The sequence below is a fragment of the Stenotrophomonas sp. 71799_Sma genome, from assembly GCF_056482505.1.
Map to the genome: position 1 here is coordinate 2,120,504 of NZ_CM151202.1, position 16,538 is coordinate 2,137,041.

Genomic DNA, 16,538 nt, shown 5'->3' on the forward strand with positions numbered 1-16,538 from the left:
GGGACGGAGGGGATTAAGTCGCAAGTGGCAAACAAGGCACAAGCGACTTAATCCCCTCCGTCCCCTTTTTCTGTGACGTCAGCGGACCTCGCTGACCAGCATCGGCAGTTCCCAGGTGCCCCCTGGCACGCCCCGGCATAGCCCAGGTGCCACCTCCGACGTCGCGATGAAGTTCGTCCCGTCCCACGTCCAGGCTGCGTGCGAAATGCAGTCAGCGAGGCCGCGGCCCTTCTGCGCGGCAATGATCTGGCCATCGTCGTAGTCGATGGCATCGCTGGTCACCCATTGCGCCTGGAACGGCGCCTGCGGGCGCGCGACCCAATAGCCATCGCCGATGTCGTAGGCCCCGCGCCAACACGGGACCGTGACCAGCACATGCTGCGCGTCCAGGCGCCGGACCTGCAGCGGGGAGTTGCTGAGCGGAACGTCGGCATCAGTTTCCTGCAGACCTTCGCAGCTGTCGTCCTCCAGCGTGGCACGCAGTGCTGCGCGCAGGGCGGGTGAGGCGGCCAGCCGCGCGAACGCCGGGTCGTCCGGGGTCGAGTCCAGGGTGGCGGCCTTGCGCACCACCGGCACCGGCAGTGCGGCGGGGACGCTGGATTCAGGCATGCTGCCCTTGCGCATCACGGCGCCGGGCGTGCGGAGGCGGCCCTGGTACTCATCGATCTTCAGCAGTACCGCTGCGGCACCCTTGTCCGACAGCGGCCAGCGATGGCCAGCGCCATCGGTCACGCTGATTCCACCGCCGCGCACCAATGCGTAAAGCAGTGCGCTGGTCTGCGCAGCAGTCAAGCTGTGCCTGCCTGCGCTCTTCAAGGGAGCAAGGACACCCAGGTCCTGTTGCTGGATGCGCAGATGCAGCGCGCCCTTGGGCTGGGTCTGGCCTTCTTCCGGCTGCAGCGTCAGGCGGCCCTGGATGGCCTGATCCGGGCCGCCCTTGCGGGTGAGCAGCACACTCAGGGTGCTGTCATCGTCGGTGGCGTAGCCGGCGGCGCGGCAGGTCAAGGTGTTGTCACAGGCCACGACCCAGTCGTGGTGCTGGAAATACAGGCTTTTGGCCGGAGCCGCAGCAAGGGCCGTCAGGGGGCAGGCCAGTGCCAACAGAGTGGCCAGCAGGGGCAATCGCATCGGCATCCTTGCGCGTGTGGGAGCGTGGGGCATGGTGCCTGTGGATGCGGGCAAAGAAAAGCCGCGCACGGTCCAACCCCATTCCGGCTGTCCGTGCGTTCAAATGTCCACGATCCCTCTGGAGCCCTGTCATGGTCTTCGTCCGTTGCTGCGCTGTGTTGTTGCTGGCCCTCGCGGCCGGGCCTGTCGGCGCTCAGTCGCCACGCATTGCCAGGCCGCAAGCCACCACCCCGCTGTTGATTGCGCCCGCCGCCGAACAGCCGGTGCAACTGCAGCGCGCCCGCATCGAAGGCGAGGTCCAGGCCGGCGTCGCCCAGACCCGGATCACCCTCGAATTCCATAACCCGAACCGGCGCGTGCTGGAGGGCGAGCTGCAGTTCCCGCTGGCCGATGGCCAGCAGATCACGGGCTTCGCGCTGGACATCAACGGTGAACTGCGTGACGCCGTGCCGGTGCCCAAGGACCGTGGCCGCCAGGTATTCGAGGAAATCGCCCGCCGCGGTGTCGACCCGGGCCTGCTGGAACAGACCGCCGGCAACCAGTTCCGCCTGCGCATCTATCCGCTGCCGGCCGGTGGCAGCCGACGCGTGCAGCTGGTGATTCGCGAACCGCTGGCCTTCGCCGGCCAGGGCTGGCAGTGGACGCTGCCGCTGCAGTTCGCCGCTGGCGCTGCATCGGTTGAGCTGAAGCTGCAGGCGCCGGAAGCGGCCACCGCAGGTACGGCTCCGTTCCGTATCAACGCAGGCCGGCTGCAGTGGCAGGGCAGGGGCGCGCAGTTGCCGGCGCAGCTGCAGTGGAGCCTGCCGGCGGCACGTCAGGCACAGGTGCAGGTGGCACCCTGGCAGGATGGTCACTACCTGCTGGCGCAGCTGCCGGTGACGGTCAGCCGCACGCCGCGCACGCTTCCCAGCGAAATCGGCCTGCTGTGGGACGGTTCCGGTTCGGCGGGCCAGCGCGATCGCACACGTGAGTTCGCCTTGCTGGATCGCTATTTCGCAGCGCTGGGTGACGGCACTGTGGCATTGACCGTGCTGCGTGACCGTGCCGAACCGATGCGTCGCTTCCGTGTCCGTGCAGGCAACTGGAGCGAGCTGCGTGCAGCACTGCAGGCCGTACGCCCTGACGGTGCCAGCGCGCTGGCGCAGTGGCAGCCGCAACCGAGCGTGAAGGAATACCTGCTGGTCAGCGATGGCCTGCTGACCTATGGACCGGAAGCACTGCCAGCACTCGCACCGCAGCAGCGCCTGTTCGCGGTCAGCAGTGCTGGTGCGCGAACCGATGTAGTGCGCCTGCGCGGCTGGAGCGAAGCGCATGGCGGTCGCTTTGTCGCGCTGGGCAAGGATGTTGATGCGGCCGCTCGCGAACTGCTGTCGTCGCCGTTGGACGTGCAGGTCGATGCGGGCCGTGGCGTACAGGATGTTGTGATCGATCGTCGCAGCGAGGCCGAAGGCTGGCTATGGCTGCATGCCCGCCTTGCGGCGGACGGCGTGCCGATGCGGGTGCGCGTGGGCGGCGGTGAATGGCAGGCGCTGCCGGCAACGCAGAAGAGTGACGACGGTGAGCTGCTGGCCGGCTTGTGGGCGCAGGCCCGTCTGCAGCAACTCGGCGCCGACCGCCGAGGCAACCGCGAGGCAATGCAACTGCTGTCGCAGCAGTTCGGCCAGGTCGGACCGGACACCTCGCTGATCGTGCTGGAAACCCTGGAGGACTACCTGCGCTACGCGATCCGCCCGTCCGGCAAACTGCGCGCCGAGTACGATGCCCGCTTCGCACGGCAGGTGAGCGATCGCGCCGCCGCCGATCGCCAGCGCCTGGACCAGGTTGCCGCACGCTGGAAGGAGCGCCAGCAGTGGTGGAACCGAAGCTGGCCGAAGGGAGCGCCTCCGCAGTTGAAGGGCGGGGCGCTGGAAGTTGCATCCGCGGATTACGCGATGGACTCGGCGCCGGTGGCGATGCTCGCTGCGCCGGCCCCCGCGGCACCGCCCGCGCCGGCACCGATGGCCGCAGCCGCCGAGCAACGCATGGAAGCCAGCAGCGCGCGTGCACGTCGCTCAGCGTCCGCATCGAACAAGGCCCTGGATTCAATCACGGTCACTGGTGGTCGTGTCGCTGCGCCCGCTGCCGCCAACGAGGGCGAGCTCGGCATCCAGCTGGCGGCCTGGCAGCCGGATTCGGCCATCGCCCGGCGGCTGCGCCAGGGCCCGGCGTCGCAACTGTATGACCGCTACCTGGCCGAGCGCGATGCACATGCCGACAGCAGCGCGTTCTTCCTCGATGTGGCCGATCTGTTGCTGGAGCAGGGCCAGCGCGAACTTGCACTGCGCGTGCTGTCGAACCTGGCCGAGATGGACCTGGACAACCGCCACCTGCTGCGTGTGCTCGGCTACCGGTTGATGCAGGCGGATGCCCCCGCGCTGGCGGTGCCGGTGTTCGAGCAGGTGCTGGCGATGGGCCAGGAAGAACCGCAGAGCTTCCGCGATCTTGGCCTGGCACTGGCGGCTGCGGGCAAGCCGCAGCAGGCGTTGGCGCCGCTGTATCAGGTGGTGGTGCGGCCGTGGGACAACCGCTTCGACGGCATCGCCCTGATCGCGCTGGATGAGCTGAACAACCTGGTGGCACGCAGCACGCCACGGCTGGATACCCGCAGCATCGACCCGCGCCTGCTGCAGGCGATGCCGCTGGACCTGCGCGTGGTGCTGTCGTGGGATGCCGACAACAGCGACATGGACCTGTGGGTGACCGACCCGAACGGCGAGCGCTCGTACTACGGCAACCGCCTGACCTACCAAGGCGGGCAGATGTCGCAGGACTTCACCGGCGGCTATGGCCCCGAGCAGTTCTCGCTGCGCAATGCCAAGCCCGGCAAGTACAAGGTGGAGGCCAATTACTTCGGCAGCCGCCAGCAGCTGGTGACCGGTGCGACGACCCTGATGCTGCGGCTGACCACGCACTGGGGCACGCCGAAGCAGAAGGACCAGGTGGTCACGATGCGATTGAAGGATCGTGCCGAGACGGTGCTGGTGGGTGAGTTCGAGGTGAAATGACCGACCCCAGGCATATGTAGAGTCGAGCTTGCTCGACTGCCTCGATGTAGAGCCGAGCCCATGCTCGGCTCTATACGACGCAATCCTGCTGCTATTTCCCGCGCATCCATGCGTCGAGTTGTCTAGCCAACGTACGATTCTTGTAGGCAGATGCAGCTGAGCCAGTGTCTGGAACCAGATTGATTCCTAGTCGTGCGTTTATCTGCTTGACCCATTCAGGGAAATAATCAAGCGTGGCGCCGATGATTGGCGGCAATTGGAAATCATTGCTGGTGGGTTCGTCCCGGTAGGCGACGTAGGAGCCATTGCCGACGCTCAGATTGATTGACCAAGGGGTATCAGGCCAGCTGTTGAGATCAAGTCTGATCCGGGGATGCCCCGGCTCGCTGCTGTACTCACCTCCGTGATAGAGGGTGATGCTGGCATTCCAATCACGGATGTTGTCAACGTGCCAGCCCTCCCGCTGCGCCAACTGGACTGCGTCGCTCGTCATGATCCGGGTGTCGTGCAGCTGCGCCAGATGTTCGCAGAGAACGTCGAACTCGGCGTCCGCTGCGCAATGGGGCCGGGTCGCCTCGGCGGTGTGATGAAGCAGGGAGAGCACGTGGCCGCGTTCCCTGTCTTCGGGCCAGTTCCTGGCTATCAGGTCGTTTGTCATCTGGATGCGTGTGTCCTCATCGAGCAGTGCAATGAGCGCCATGCCCCAATAGAGGATTCGACCCATACCCTTGATATCGTGTTGCAGGAACCGAGCTGTCTCGAGAATGGTTCGCGCAAATGGGCGATATGGCAGAAATTTATCGACCTTCTCTCGCTGGGCCTGGAACGACTGGTACTTCCTGCAGTGCTCCACCAGACGCGTGCGCTGTTTCAGATCCGCGGCATTGGTAACCACACCGCTTGGCAGCTCGCCATGTTCATTGAAGCCGAAGCAGAAGAGATGCGGGAGGCTGAGGCCTGGCTGGCGTGTGTCGTAGCCCACAGGGAGCTTCGTGAGCTCCTGGTACGCGGCAACAAGGATGGGAAAGTCTCTCTGCGGAAGTCCTGCGACCTTCCAGTCTCCCACTCGCAGCCAATGGAAGTAGAAGCGTTGCAGCATATCCTGGGGCAGGCCGTTACCAGCCCTTGGTGCGAGTGCCGCGAGTTGATAGTGATAACTCGGATAGAAGTCGCCCTGACGTTCTTCAGCAAGCGCAGCCTCCTCTGATTCAATGAAGGCGGCCAGCATATTGATGTCGGATTGATCCATTGCAGGTCTCCAGGGCAAAGGTCCACTTCCGTCTGGAAGGCGACCAGGGAGAATCGCAAGGTTCTTGGGAACATCCAATGCGAATAGTTGCAAATGCCGTGAAGGTAACCAACAGGTAGGGTTAGTCTCAGACCTTGGAGACCCCATGCGGAATCCACTGCATCCACCGCGCCAGTGCCACACCGCCACCGAGGATCAACAGCGTGCCAACGGTCTGCCACAGCACTTCGGTCGCCGGTACATCAGGCAGCGGAATGGCCGCGGCGAACAGATCGATCAACGGCCGTGCCAGTAGATAGATCACCACCACAGCCAGCACGCGCAACCCCCGCTGCACGATGTTCTTCGGATCCACCGGCCAGCCGCGCCATTGCATCCACGCCACCAGCAGGCCCAGCGCGAGCAGTCGCCCGGCTTCACCAACTGGAACGAAGTGGGTGGTCGCCGCCGCCCATGCCAGCAGCACGCCAAGCCCCAACAGGACCGGCAGTTGCCATTGCCTGCTTGAGCGCATCCCTGGCATCAGCTGCCATGCCAACAGAGCCACGCCGATGCCGATCAGCCATCCGCCCAGCACGTCGGCCAGGAAATGCCGGCCCAGGTACATCCGTGACAGCGCCATCAGCAGCGGCCAGCCCAGCATCAGCGTCCAGCGCAGCCAGCGGCGGCGGATGCCGAACGCCAGCAGCAGCGCAACGCCTGCGGCCGTGGTGATGCCTACGTGGCCGCTGTTGAAACCATAGTCGGCATGCGGCTGGGCGCGCAGCATGGCGGTGGCCTGCGCATCGGGAAGCGACCAGAAAGTGTGGCCGCCACCATCCACCACGAACGGGTGCGAAGGCTCGCCCTTGTCCAGCACCGCCGCATCCACGTCGGAGGGACGGGGCAGGGCGGCGCCCTGTTTGATTGCATGCGTGGCACAGGCCATCAGCAGCACCGCCAGCATCACGCAGAGGCCAGCGCGAAGGCGTGCCCCGAATGCACACACCAGGATCAGCGCGGTATAGGCCATTTCATAGCCGAGCATGCTGATGAACTGCATCAGCGCCAGCATCCAGCCGCTGTCGAGAGTCTGCTGCAGCCACAGGTGCCAGTGGGTCTGGAACATCCGTTGTCCTCATCATCCGTTGGTAATCAGGCGCAGCTCAACAGAACCGCGCCAAAGCAGCCGAGTGTGGACTCGGCTCTAAACCGGCGCAACACGTGCCACGAGCAGCGATGGCGATGCGGCGCGCAGGCCGAAGAGCGGACGCAGCCAGCGCACGCGGCGGATCAGCAGTTCGTGGATCAGCAGGCAGCCGCCGACCGTGCCGGCCACCAGCAAGGCAGGCTCCAGCCATGGGCCAAGCTGCAACGGTCGCAGCGCGTACAACAAGACGATCAGCACGGTCTGGTGCAGGCTGTACCAGCTGAACACCGCTTCCCCGCAATAGCCCAGGCCTGGCCACGGGCGGGACAGCAGCACCCGCGCCCAGCCGAACAGGGTCAGCAGCATGCACCACGTATACAACGCGCGGCCGACGCGTTCGGTCTGGGCCCACGGCAATGCCAGCACCCACGCATCCAGATCGCCCACATGCGGCAGGCGGGCCAGTGCGCGGATGCCCAGCTCCAGGCAGAGCCCCAGCGCCGCCAGGGCCAGGGTCACGCGACGCCCGCGCACCAGCAGATCCCAGCCGCGCTGCCAGCGTGCCGCCAGGAAGCCGCCGAGGAACAGCGGCAGCGACTCGGCATGTACATAAACGTCGTCCAGCAGGGCGTGGGTGGGTGGCCAACGCGGCATCAGTACCAGCAGGGACCAGGCCAGCCAGGCCACTGGCACTACCAGCAGTGAGGCGCCCAGCAGGCGGTCGCTCGGCTGCCAGCCTGGCAGCAGCTTGCGCAGTGGACGCAGCAGGCTGGCCAGTACCACCGCCAGTACGGTGTAAGGCAGCAGGTAGGCCAGATACCACAGGTGGTTCCAGGTGAAGCCGTAGGCGGCACCACTGAAATGCGCGCCCGGCCACGGCTGGAACTGCCAGTAGCGCCACAGGAACCGGGCCAGCCCCGGTGCCACGTCGCCCTTGTCCAGCGCTTCGTAGTAGGCCTGCAGGGACACGACGGCGACGATGCCGAACAGCAATGGCAGAAGCAGGCGCCAGCCACGGCGGAGGGTGTGCTGCAACCGGCCCCGGTCGGGCAGGGACAGGCCCAGCGCGATACCGCTGATGGCGAACAGCAGCGGCATGCGCCATCGATTCAGCGCGATCATCGGCCACTGCAGCCATTCGGAGGTGTAGGTGCTCTTGAGGTGAAAGTCCCAGCCGGCCACGTAGGCCATGGCGGCGTGGTAGAGGATCAGCAGGGCGAAGGCGGCGATGCGCAGGGTGTCCAAGTCGTGGCGACGGTGCATGAGCGGCGGGCTTCGGGAGGAAGCTGCACGCTCTGCCAGCCAAGGCCCGGATGCCAGTGGATGGGGCGCGATGGCGGACGTTCAGGGGCCAGTGGTGGGGTGGCTGGGACCAATGGCTGATGCGCATGGAGCCGGATGGGCAACAATGGAGGCATGGAGAATGGAGATTCGGCGGCGCTGACCGCCCCAGTTGCAGAACGAACGCGTCGCCCCGGGCTTGCCGTCGCATTCTGGTCGTTGCTGTTCCTGGGCACCGCCGCAGGCAATGTGCTGGCGCAGTGGATGCGGGCATTGCGCGACGCGCAGCCCTTTTCCGCAGGGACTGTCTCGATCGAGGAGTTCAGCAGTGCGGTTGCCAGCCTGGGCCTGCTGGCACTTCTGCATGCCGCCGCTCACCGCTGGCCGTTGCATGCAGACACCTGGCGGCGCCGGATCGGCTTCTACGTGCTGGGTGGCGTTGCCTGGTGGCTGTTGCATGTCAGTGCCATGGTGCTGATGCGCAAGCTGGCCTTCGCCCTGATTGGCCAGCACTACACCTATGGCGCCTGGCCGGCGCAGTGGTTCTACGAGTTCTTCAAGGACGTGCAGACCTACAGCCTGCTGGTGATTGCCGTGCACGCCGTGGCCTGGTTCGGCCGCCAGCGGCAGGGGGAAGCGCACCTGCTGGCCGAGCCCGATGTCGGCCCGCCGGTGGAGCCGGTCGAGCGCCCCCAGCACTTCCTGGTGCGCAAGCTGGGCAAGGAGTTCCTGGTCGCCACCGCCGACGTGGAGTACGCCCAGGCGGCGGGGAACTACGTGAACCTGCGGGTACGCGGCCACGACTACCCGCTGCGGATCACCATGGCGGTACTGGAACAGCGGCTGGACCCGGGCGAGTTCCTGCGTCCGCACCGCAGCTGGCTGATCCATCGGGGCCAGCTGCGCTCGATCGAGCCGCTGGACGGCGGCGAGGCCCTGCTGCACATGGCCGACGGGGCGAAGGTGCCCTGCAGCCGGCGCCAGCTACCGCTGCTGCGGCAGGCGCTGGGGGCAGGGTGAGGCCCTCATTCCGGGCATCCCCGGCCTGCGGTATCATTACCAGTCATCTTTTGAATGCATAACCGCCGACATGATCGAACTGAATCCTGTCCGCCAGCGCATCACCGATCTGACCGATCGCGTGCTGTCGCTTCGGGGGTATCTTTGACTACGACGCCAAGAAAGAGCGTCTTGAAGAAGTAACGCGGGAGCTGGAAAGCCCCGACGTCTGGAACAACGCCGAATACGCCCAGAACCTGGGCCGCGAGCGTTCCAGCCTGGAAAAGACCGTGGGCGGCATCGCCTCGGTGCTGGACGGCCTGGCTGATGCCACCGAACTGCTTGAGCTGGCTGAGTCCGAACAGGACGAAGACACCGCGCTGGCCGTGGTCGCCGACCTGGACAAGCACCAGTCGCACGTGGAGAAGCTGGAGTTCCAGCGCATGTTCTCCGGCGAGATGGACAATGCTGCCGCGTTCGTCGACATCCAGGCCGGTGCCGGTGGCACCGAAGCCCAGGACTGGGCCGAGATCCTGCTGCGCATGTACCTGCGCTGGTGTGAATCGCGCGGCTGGAAGACCGAGCTGATGGAAGTCTCCGGTGGCGACGTCGCCGGCATCAAGTCGGCCACGCTGCGCGTGGAAGGCGACTATGCCTACGGCTGGCTGAAGACCGAGACCGGCGTGCACCGCCTGGTGCGCAAGTCGCCGTTCGACTCGGACAACCGCCGCCACACCAGCTTCACCTCGGTGTTCGTGTCGCCGGAGATCGATGACAACATCGACATCACCATCAACCCGGCCGACCTGCGTACCGACGTGTACCGTTCGTCCGGTGCCGGTGGCCAGCACGTGAACAAGACCGAGTCGGCGGTGCGTATCACCCACATCCCGACCAACATCGTCGTGGCCTGCCAGACCGGCCGCAGCCAGCACCAGAACCGCGACAACGCGATGAAGATGCTGGCCGCCAAGCTGTACGAGCTGGAGATCCAGAAGCGCAACGCCGAGAAGGACGCCGTGGAAGCCACCAAGTCCGACATCGGCTGGGGCAGCCAGATCCGCAACTACGTGCTCGACCAGAGCCGTATCAAGGACCTGCGTACCGGCATCGAGCGTTCGGATACGCAGAAGGTGCTGGACGGCGACCTGGACGAGTTCGTCGAGGCCAGCCTGAAGGCCGGCCTGGCCGTGGGCTCCAAGCGCGTCGATGCCTGATCGACGTGCCTGCGCGGATATCATCACCCTCGTGCGCAACGCCGAGGGTGGTTGAACCGTTTTTGTGTAGAGCCGAGCCATGCTCGGCTGCTTTTCGCGAGCTGGTGGATGCGTCGAGCATGGCTCGACGCTACAAAGTGTAGGACGGGCCGATGATGCGCAGCGAAAGTGAACGCAAGGAACTCGGCGGCTTCCTCAAGGCCTGCCGCGCCCGTGTCGATCCCGCCACGCTCGGCCTGCCGGCCGGGCGCCGGCGTACCCCGGGCCTGAAGCGCGAGGAAGTGGCACTGGCGATCGGGGTCAGTGTCAGCTGGTACACCTGGATCGAGCAGGGTCGCGAAGTGCGCGCCTCGCCCGAGGTGCTGGAGCGGCTGGCGCAGGTGCTGCGCATGAGCGACGACGAACGCGCCTACGCGTTCGCGCTGTCCGGCTACGGCGTGCCGCTGGAATCACCGGACGAGAGCGTGACCGACGGCCTGCGCCAGCTGGTCGAGGCCATGCAGCCGATCCCGGCCTACGTGCGCAATACCCGTTACGACATCCTGGCCTGGAACCCGGCCATCGCCGACCTGTTCGTGGACTACAGCCAGCTGGCGCCACATGAGCGCAACACGCTGCGGCTGATGTTCCTGTACCCGCCGTACCGCACGCTGATCCTCAACTGGGAAGAAATGACCCGCGGCCTGCTGGCAGGCTTCCGCGCGGCGATGGCGCAGGCGCCGGACAAGGCCCCGTTCCTTGCGCTGGCCGAGGACATCGCCGCGCACAGCGAGGAGTTCCGCCAGTGGTGGCCGGAGCACGACGTGCGCCGATTCGACGAAGGTGCGAAGAAGCTGAACCACCCAACGCGCGGGTTGCTGGACCTGCAGTACGTGGCGTTGGTGCCGGAGAGCCGGCACGACCTGTCACTGGTTACCTACCTGCCGCGTAGGTAGGGGGTTGTTCGGCAGGGCTTGCAGCCCTGCACCTGCTTCAAGCCGAAGCAACGGCAACAGCAACAGCGAGCTATCCGTGGGTTGGCGGGGCGGTGTCGGAGTGCGGGGACGCCGCAAGTACGTCCGTGTAGGCTTGGCAGCCGCATCCATGCGGCTGACACCCCGCACTCCGACACCGCCCCGCCTCTGACAGATTCCGGCGGCTGTTGGTAGGTGTCGACCTTGGTCGACACATCTGTCAGATATCGAAATTCATCTGAAGTTGGATCCGTTCCGACAGATCGCGGAAAACTGTCGAAGGCGGGATGGGTCCGGTTGCGGGGGCGTGAGCCGCATGGATGCGGCGACCGAGCTTACATGGACGTACTTGCAGCGACCCCCGCAACCGGACCCACCCCGCCATCCCGCAGGAAACCAGCTTGTGCTGTTGCTTCGGCTGTTGCTGTTGCTTCGGTGGGTGCAGGGCGCAGCCCTGCCGATAACCCAATTCAGGCAGGTAACTGCAGGTCACAGGATAAGCAGACGCCTTGTTGCCTCCGCCAATCGGGTCCACATTCCTGTGCAGGAGACGGGCCGCCGCCCGTTGTCGAGACACCAGGAGACCTGCATGTCCGCTGCCCCCAGCACCGCCATTTCCCGCGATCCGGCCACCGGCCAGCAGATCGCCAGCCATCCCTTCGCCACCGACGCCGAACTGGAAACAATCCTGGATCGCGGCCAGGTTGGCTTTGCGGCCTGGAGCGCCAGGAGCCTCGAACAGCGCGCAGACGTACTGCGTGCGATGGCCGCGGTACTGCGCCGTGACCGTGAAAAGCTGGCCGTGCTGGCCACCGCCGAAATGGGCAAGGTCCAGGCCGAGTCGCTGGCCGAGATCGAGAAGTGCGCCGTGCTGTGCGACTGGTACGCCGACCACGGTGCGCAGTTCCTGCGCGACGAACCGACCCAGGTGCCCGACGACAAGGCTTACGTGTCCTACCTGCCGCTGGGCGTGGTGCTGGGCATCATGCCGTGGAACTTCCCGTACTGGCAGGTGATGCGCGCGGCGGTACCGATCCTGATGGGCGGCAACGGCTTCCTGCTGAAGCCGGCCGAGAACATCGTCGGTACCGCGCAGCTGCTTGACGCCGCCTGGCGCGACGCAGGCCTGCCGGAAGGCACCTTCATCGCCGCCAACATCAGCCGCGAGGGCACCAGCCGTGCGATCGCCGATGACCGCATCGCCGCCGTCACCCTGACCGGCAGCGTGGCCGCCGGCCGCAGCATTGCCGCCCAGGCCGGGCAGGCGCTGAAGAAGGTGGTGCTGGAACTGGGCGGCTCGGACCCGTTCATCGTGCTGGCCGACGCCGATCTGGACGCTGCCGTCGAAGCGGCGGTGGCCTCACGCTTCCAGAACACCGGGCAGGTCTGCATCGCCGGCAAGCGCATCATCGTTGAAGACGCGGTGTACGACCGCTTCGTGGCGCAGTTCTGCCAGAAGGTGCAGGCGCTGACCATCGGCGACGGCCGTGAAGCCGGCAACCGTATCGGCCCGATGGCGCGCCAGGACCTGCTGGAACAGCTCGACGCACAGGTACGCGCTTCGGTGGAGGCCGGTGCGCAGCTGCTGGTCGGTGGCCACCAGTTGGATCGCCCGGGTGCGTTCTATGCGCCCACCGTGCTGGCCGGCGTGGAGCCGGGCATGCAGGCTTTCGATACCGAAACCTTTGGTCCGGTGGTCTCGATCAGCCGTGCCCGCGATGCCGACCATGCGGTGGAACTGGCCAACCAGAGCGAGTTCGGCCTCAGCGGCAACCTGTGGACCGGCGACCGCGCGCGGGCCATGCAGCTGGCGCGCCGGCTGCAGACCGGCGGCGTGTTCGTCAACGGTTTCTCCGCCTCTGACCCGCGCGTGCCGATCGGCGGCGTGAAGAAGAGCGGCTTCGGCCGCGAGCTCTCGCACTTCGGCATCCGCGAATTCGTCAACGCGCAGACGGTGTGGTTCGACAAGCGTTGACGCGCAGCTTCCATCCTTCCTGCAACGATCCATCATCAGTCCAGCGAAAAGGACGGCATTCCAATGTCCAAGGGTTCAGATCTGCTCGTCGCCGCGCTTGAGAACGAAGGCGTCGAGCGTATTTTCGGTATTCCCGGCGAAGAGAATCTCGACGTGGTCGAGTCGCTGCGCCATTCCAGCATCGAGCTGGTCATCACCCGCCACGAACAGGCGGCCGTGTTCATGGCGGCGACTTATGGCCGGCTGACCGGCAAGCCGGGTGTGTGCCTGGCCACGCTCGGCCCGGGCGCGCTCAACTTCACCACCGGCGCCGCCTACGCGCTGCTGGGTGCGTGGCCGGTGATCATGATCACCGGCCAAAAGGGCATCGTCGCCAGCAAGCAGGCGCGTTTCCAGATCGTCGACATCGTCAGCACCATGAAGCCGCTGACCAAGCAGGCGCGGCAGATCGTGTCGGCGCGCACCATTCCGACCATCGTCCGCGAGGCATTCCGTACCGCGCTGGAAGAGCGCCCGGGCCCGGTGCTGCTGGAGCTACCCGAAGACATCGCGGCCGATGAGGTCGGGGACGTGGCGCTGATTCCGCCGCACGCGGTGGATCGTCCCATTGCCAGTCCGGAAGCACTGGACCGCGCGGCGGAGATCATCCGCAACGCCAGGCGCCCGCTGCTGATGATCGCCTCGGCGGCGTCGCGGCCGCAGTCCAGCGAAGCGCTGTCGGCGTTCGTGCTGCGTGCCGGCATTCCGTTCTTCACCACGCAGATGGGCAAGGGCGCGGTGGCCGGTGGTTCGGGCCTGTACATGGGCACCGCGGCGCTGACCGAGCGCGACTACGTGCACATGGCGATCGACCAGGCCGACGTGATCGTGACGATCGGCCATGAGGTCACCGAGAAACCGCCGTTCGTGATGCGCCCGGGTGGGCCGACGGTCATCCACATCGGCTATTCGCAGGCGGCGGTGGAGCAGGTCTATTTCCCGCAGGTGGAGGTGATCGGCGATATCGGCCGTTCGCTGACCCAGCTGGCCGACCGTATCGAAGGTGCAGTGCCGAACGCCGACGCGCTGCTACCGCTGCGCGCGACCATTCTGGAACACCTGGCTGACCGTGCCGAGGAAGCTGGATTCACCCCGCAGCGGCTGGTGCACGACGTGCGCCAGGTGATGCCGCCGGACGGCATCGTGGCGCTGGACAACGGCATGTACAAGATCTGGTTTGCGCGCAATTACCGCACCCAGGTGGCCAATACGCTGCTGCTGGACAACGCGCTGGCGACGATGGGCGCGGGCCTGCCGTCGGCGATCATGGCCTCGATCCTGTACCCGCAGCGGCGGGTGCTGGCGGTGTGCGGCGATGGCGGTTTCATGATGAACAGCCAGGAGCTGGAGACCGCGCGTCGGCTGGGCCTGAACCTGGTGGTGCTGATCCTCAACGACGGCGCCTACGGGATGATCCGCTGGAAGCAGGCGGTGGATGGCTTCACCGACTACGGCATGACATTCAGTAACCCGGATTTCGTGAAGTATGCGGAAGCCTATGGCTGCAAGGGGCATGAGGTGACGGCCATCGAGCAGTTCATCCCGACGCTGGAGGCGGCGTTCAACGAGGGTGGGGTGCACCTGGTATCGGTGCCGATCGACTACTCGGAGAACCAGCGGGTGCTGGTGGACGAGCTGCGGCAGGCGTTTCCCGGGAACGGTTGACGCCTACCGGGGCATCGGTTCCCCGGAATCCGGTAGGTGTCGACCTTGGTCGACACGCGGACCGCCAACCAAGGTTGGCGGCTACCAGAGCGGCGGGCAGCGGACCTGGTAGGTGTCGACCTTGGTCGACACGATGGAGCGCCAACCAAGGTTGGCGGCTACCAGGCGGCGGGCAGTGGGCCTGGTAGGTGTCGACCTTGATCGACACACGGACCGCCAACCAAGGTTGGCGACGACCAGGCAGGGGCCCGGCCCAGGGCTGGGGCGGGGCGGTTTTGGTATGCTGGGCAACCGGCTGTGCCGGGCGCAACATCCCCCCTCACTACACGATTCCCGCAGATCCATGAGCGAAGCTACCGATACCCCCCCCCCGTTGACGAAAACAAGTTGATCGCCGAGCGCCGCGAGAAACTCAAAACGCTGCGTGGGCAGGGCATCGCGTACCCGAACGACTTCCGTCGCGAGGACTTCGCCGGCCGCCTGCAGGAAGAATTCGCCGACGCCGAGCAGTGGACCGCCGAGGCCCTGGAAGGCAACGGCCGCCAGGTGAAGATGGCCGGTCGCCTGATGGCCAAGCGCATCATGGGCAAGGCCAGTTTCGCGCAGATCCAGGACGAGTCCGGCCGCATCCAGCTGTTCCTGCAGGGCACGGTGCTGGGCGATGCCTACACCGCCTTCAAGGGCTGGGACGTGGGCGACATCATCGCCGTCGAAGGCGGCCTGACCCGTACCAAGACCGGTGAGCTGTCGGTCAAGGCCGAATCGATCCGCCTGCTGACCAAGTCGCTGCGCCCGCTGCCGGACAAGTGGCATGGCCTGGCCGACGTCGAGCAGCGCTACCGCCAGCGCTATGTCGACCTGATCGTGACCCCGGAGTCGCGCGCGGTGTTCATCAAGCGCTCGAAGATCATCCGCGCGATGCGCGCGTGGCTGGACAACCGCGACTTCCTGGAAGTCGAAACGCCGATGATGCATTACATCCCCGGCGGCGCGGCGGCCAAGCCGTTCACCACCCACCACAATGCGCTGGACCTGGACCTGTACCTGCGCGTGGCGCCGGAGCTGTACCTCAAGCGCCTGACCGTGGGTGGCCTGGAGCGCGTGTACGAGATCAACCGCAACTTCCGCAATGAAGGCGTCAGCACCCGCCACAACCCGGAATTCACCATGATGGAGCTGTACGAGGCCTATGCCACGTACAACGAGATCATGGACCTGACCGAAGGCGTGATCCGTGACGTGGCCACGACCGTCAACGGTTCCACCGAAGTGGAGTGGGACGGCGCGAAGATCGACCTGGGCCCGGCGTTCCGCCGCTGGCGCATGGACGAGGCTGTGCGCCACCACAACCCGGAAATCTCTGCTGCCGACTGCACCGACCGCGAGGCGCTGCTGCACCACTGCGAGCGCTTGAAGATCCGCGTCAAGCCGTCTTACGGCTGGGGCAAGCTGCTGCTGGAGATCTTCGAAGCCACCGTCGAGCACACCCTGATCCAGCCGACCTTCATCACCGACCATCCGGTGGAGGTCTCGCCGCTGGCCCGTGCCAACGACAACGATCCGGGCTACACCGACCGCTTCGAGCTGTTCGTCAACGGCAAGGAGCTGGCCAATGGCTTCTCCGAGCTGAACGACCCGGAAGACCAGGCCCAGCGTTTCCAGGCCCAGGTAGCCGCGAAGGAAGGCGGCGATGACGAGGCCATGCACTACGACGCCGACTACATCCGTGCGCTGGAGTACGGCATGGCACCGACCGGCGGCCTCGGCATCGGCGTCGATCGCCTGGTGATGCTGCTGACTGGCAGCAGCTCGATCCGTGACGTGCTGCTGTTCCCGTACATGCGTCCGGAGCAGTAAGT

The 16,538-nt window shown here is 66.0% G+C and carries 11 protein-coding genes; 7 read left to right on the forward strand and 4 right to left on the reverse strand.

All coding sequences use genetic code 11. The annotated features are described in order from the left end of the window. Positions 1 to 78: 78 nt before the first annotated feature. A complete protein-coding gene (locus ACZK4Z_RS09890; RefSeq protein WP_478451503.1) occupies positions 79 to 1,128 on the reverse strand; it encodes a DUF1176 domain-containing protein in 1,050 nt (349 codons plus the stop codon). Between the two features lie 131 nt (positions 1,129 to 1,259). Between ACZK4Z_RS09890 and ACZK4Z_RS09895 the strand changes: the two genes are divergently transcribed. Next, positions 1,260 to 4,172 (forward strand): VIT domain-containing protein, encoded by a 2,913-nt coding sequence (locus ACZK4Z_RS09895; RefSeq protein ID WP_478451505.1) that lies wholly within the window; start codon positions 1,260 to 1,262, stop codon positions 4,170 to 4,172. A 91-nt stretch (positions 4,173 to 4,263) separates the two neighbouring features. Here ACZK4Z_RS09895 and ACZK4Z_RS09900 read toward each other — a convergent pair whose 3' ends face one another. The 3 genes from ACZK4Z_RS09900 to ACZK4Z_RS09910 all read right to left on the reverse strand — a co-directional run bounded on the left by ACZK4Z_RS09900 (position 4,264) and on the right by ACZK4Z_RS09910 (position 7,813). Beyond that, entirely contained in the window at positions 4,264 to 5,421 is a 1,158-nt protein-coding gene (locus tag ACZK4Z_RS09900) for a hypothetical protein (RefSeq protein ID WP_478451506.1), read from the reverse strand. Positions 5,422 to 5,548: 127 nt separating this feature from the next. Then, on the reverse strand, positions 5,549 to 6,529 hold the full coding sequence (locus ACZK4Z_RS09905; protein WP_478451507.1) for a phosphatase PAP2 family protein: 981 nt from the start codon (positions 6,527 to 6,529) through the stop codon (positions 5,549 to 5,551). A gap of 78 nt (positions 6,530 to 6,607) precedes the next feature. Further along, positions 6,608 to 7,813 carry an acyltransferase family protein gene (locus ACZK4Z_RS09910; RefSeq protein ID WP_478451508.1) on the reverse strand — a complete coding sequence of 402 codons (1,206 nt, stop codon included), beginning with the start codon at positions 7,811 to 7,813 and terminating at the stop codon, positions 6,608 to 6,610. A gap of 135 nt (positions 7,814 to 7,948) precedes the next feature. On the opposite strand from ACZK4Z_RS09910, the gene ACZK4Z_RS09915 reads away from it, so the two are divergent. The 6 genes from ACZK4Z_RS09915 (at position 7,949) to lysS (ending at position 16,536) form a co-directional block, all read left to right on the forward strand. Continuing rightward, positions 7,949 to 8,851, forward strand: a complete 903-nt coding sequence (locus ACZK4Z_RS09915) for a LytTR family DNA-binding domain-containing protein (RefSeq protein WP_478451509.1) — start codon at positions 7,949 to 7,951, stop codon at positions 8,849 to 8,851. A gap of 70 nt (positions 8,852 to 8,921) precedes the next feature. After that, positions 8,922 to 10,047, forward strand: a protein-coding gene (gene prfB / locus ACZK4Z_RS09920; protein ID WP_097048047.1) for a peptide chain release factor 2 whose coding sequence is annotated in 2 segments (ribosomal slippage) — positions 8,922 to 8,996 and positions 8,998 to 10,047 — 1,125 coding nt in all. Because the reading frame shifts where the segments join, the coding sequence is not laid out codon by codon here. Between the two features lie 152 nt (positions 10,048 to 10,199). Further along, positions 10,200 to 10,982 (forward strand): helix-turn-helix transcriptional regulator, encoded by a 783-nt coding sequence (locus tag ACZK4Z_RS09925; RefSeq protein ID WP_125895372.1) that lies wholly within the window; start codon positions 10,200 to 10,202, stop codon positions 10,980 to 10,982. Positions 10,983 to 11,589: 607 nt separating this feature from the next. Then, the gene (locus ACZK4Z_RS09930; protein WP_478451511.1) at positions 11,590 to 12,975 is read left to right on the forward strand and encodes an NAD-dependent succinate-semialdehyde dehydrogenase; all 1,386 of its coding nucleotides are present in this window, start codon (positions 11,590 to 11,592) and stop codon (positions 12,973 to 12,975) included. 63 nt (positions 12,976 to 13,038) lie between these two features. After that, positions 13,039 to 14,679, forward strand: a complete 1,641-nt coding sequence (locus ACZK4Z_RS09935) for an acetolactate synthase large subunit (protein ID WP_097048051.1) — start codon at positions 13,039 to 13,041, stop codon at positions 14,677 to 14,679. 339 nt (positions 14,680 to 15,018) lie between these two features. Next, positions 15,019 to 16,536 (forward strand): lysine--tRNA ligase, encoded by a 1,518-nt coding sequence (gene lysS / locus ACZK4Z_RS09940; protein WP_478451545.1) that lies wholly within the window; start codon positions 15,019 to 15,021, stop codon positions 16,534 to 16,536. The last annotated feature ends 2 nt before the right edge of the window (positions 16,537 to 16,538 follow it).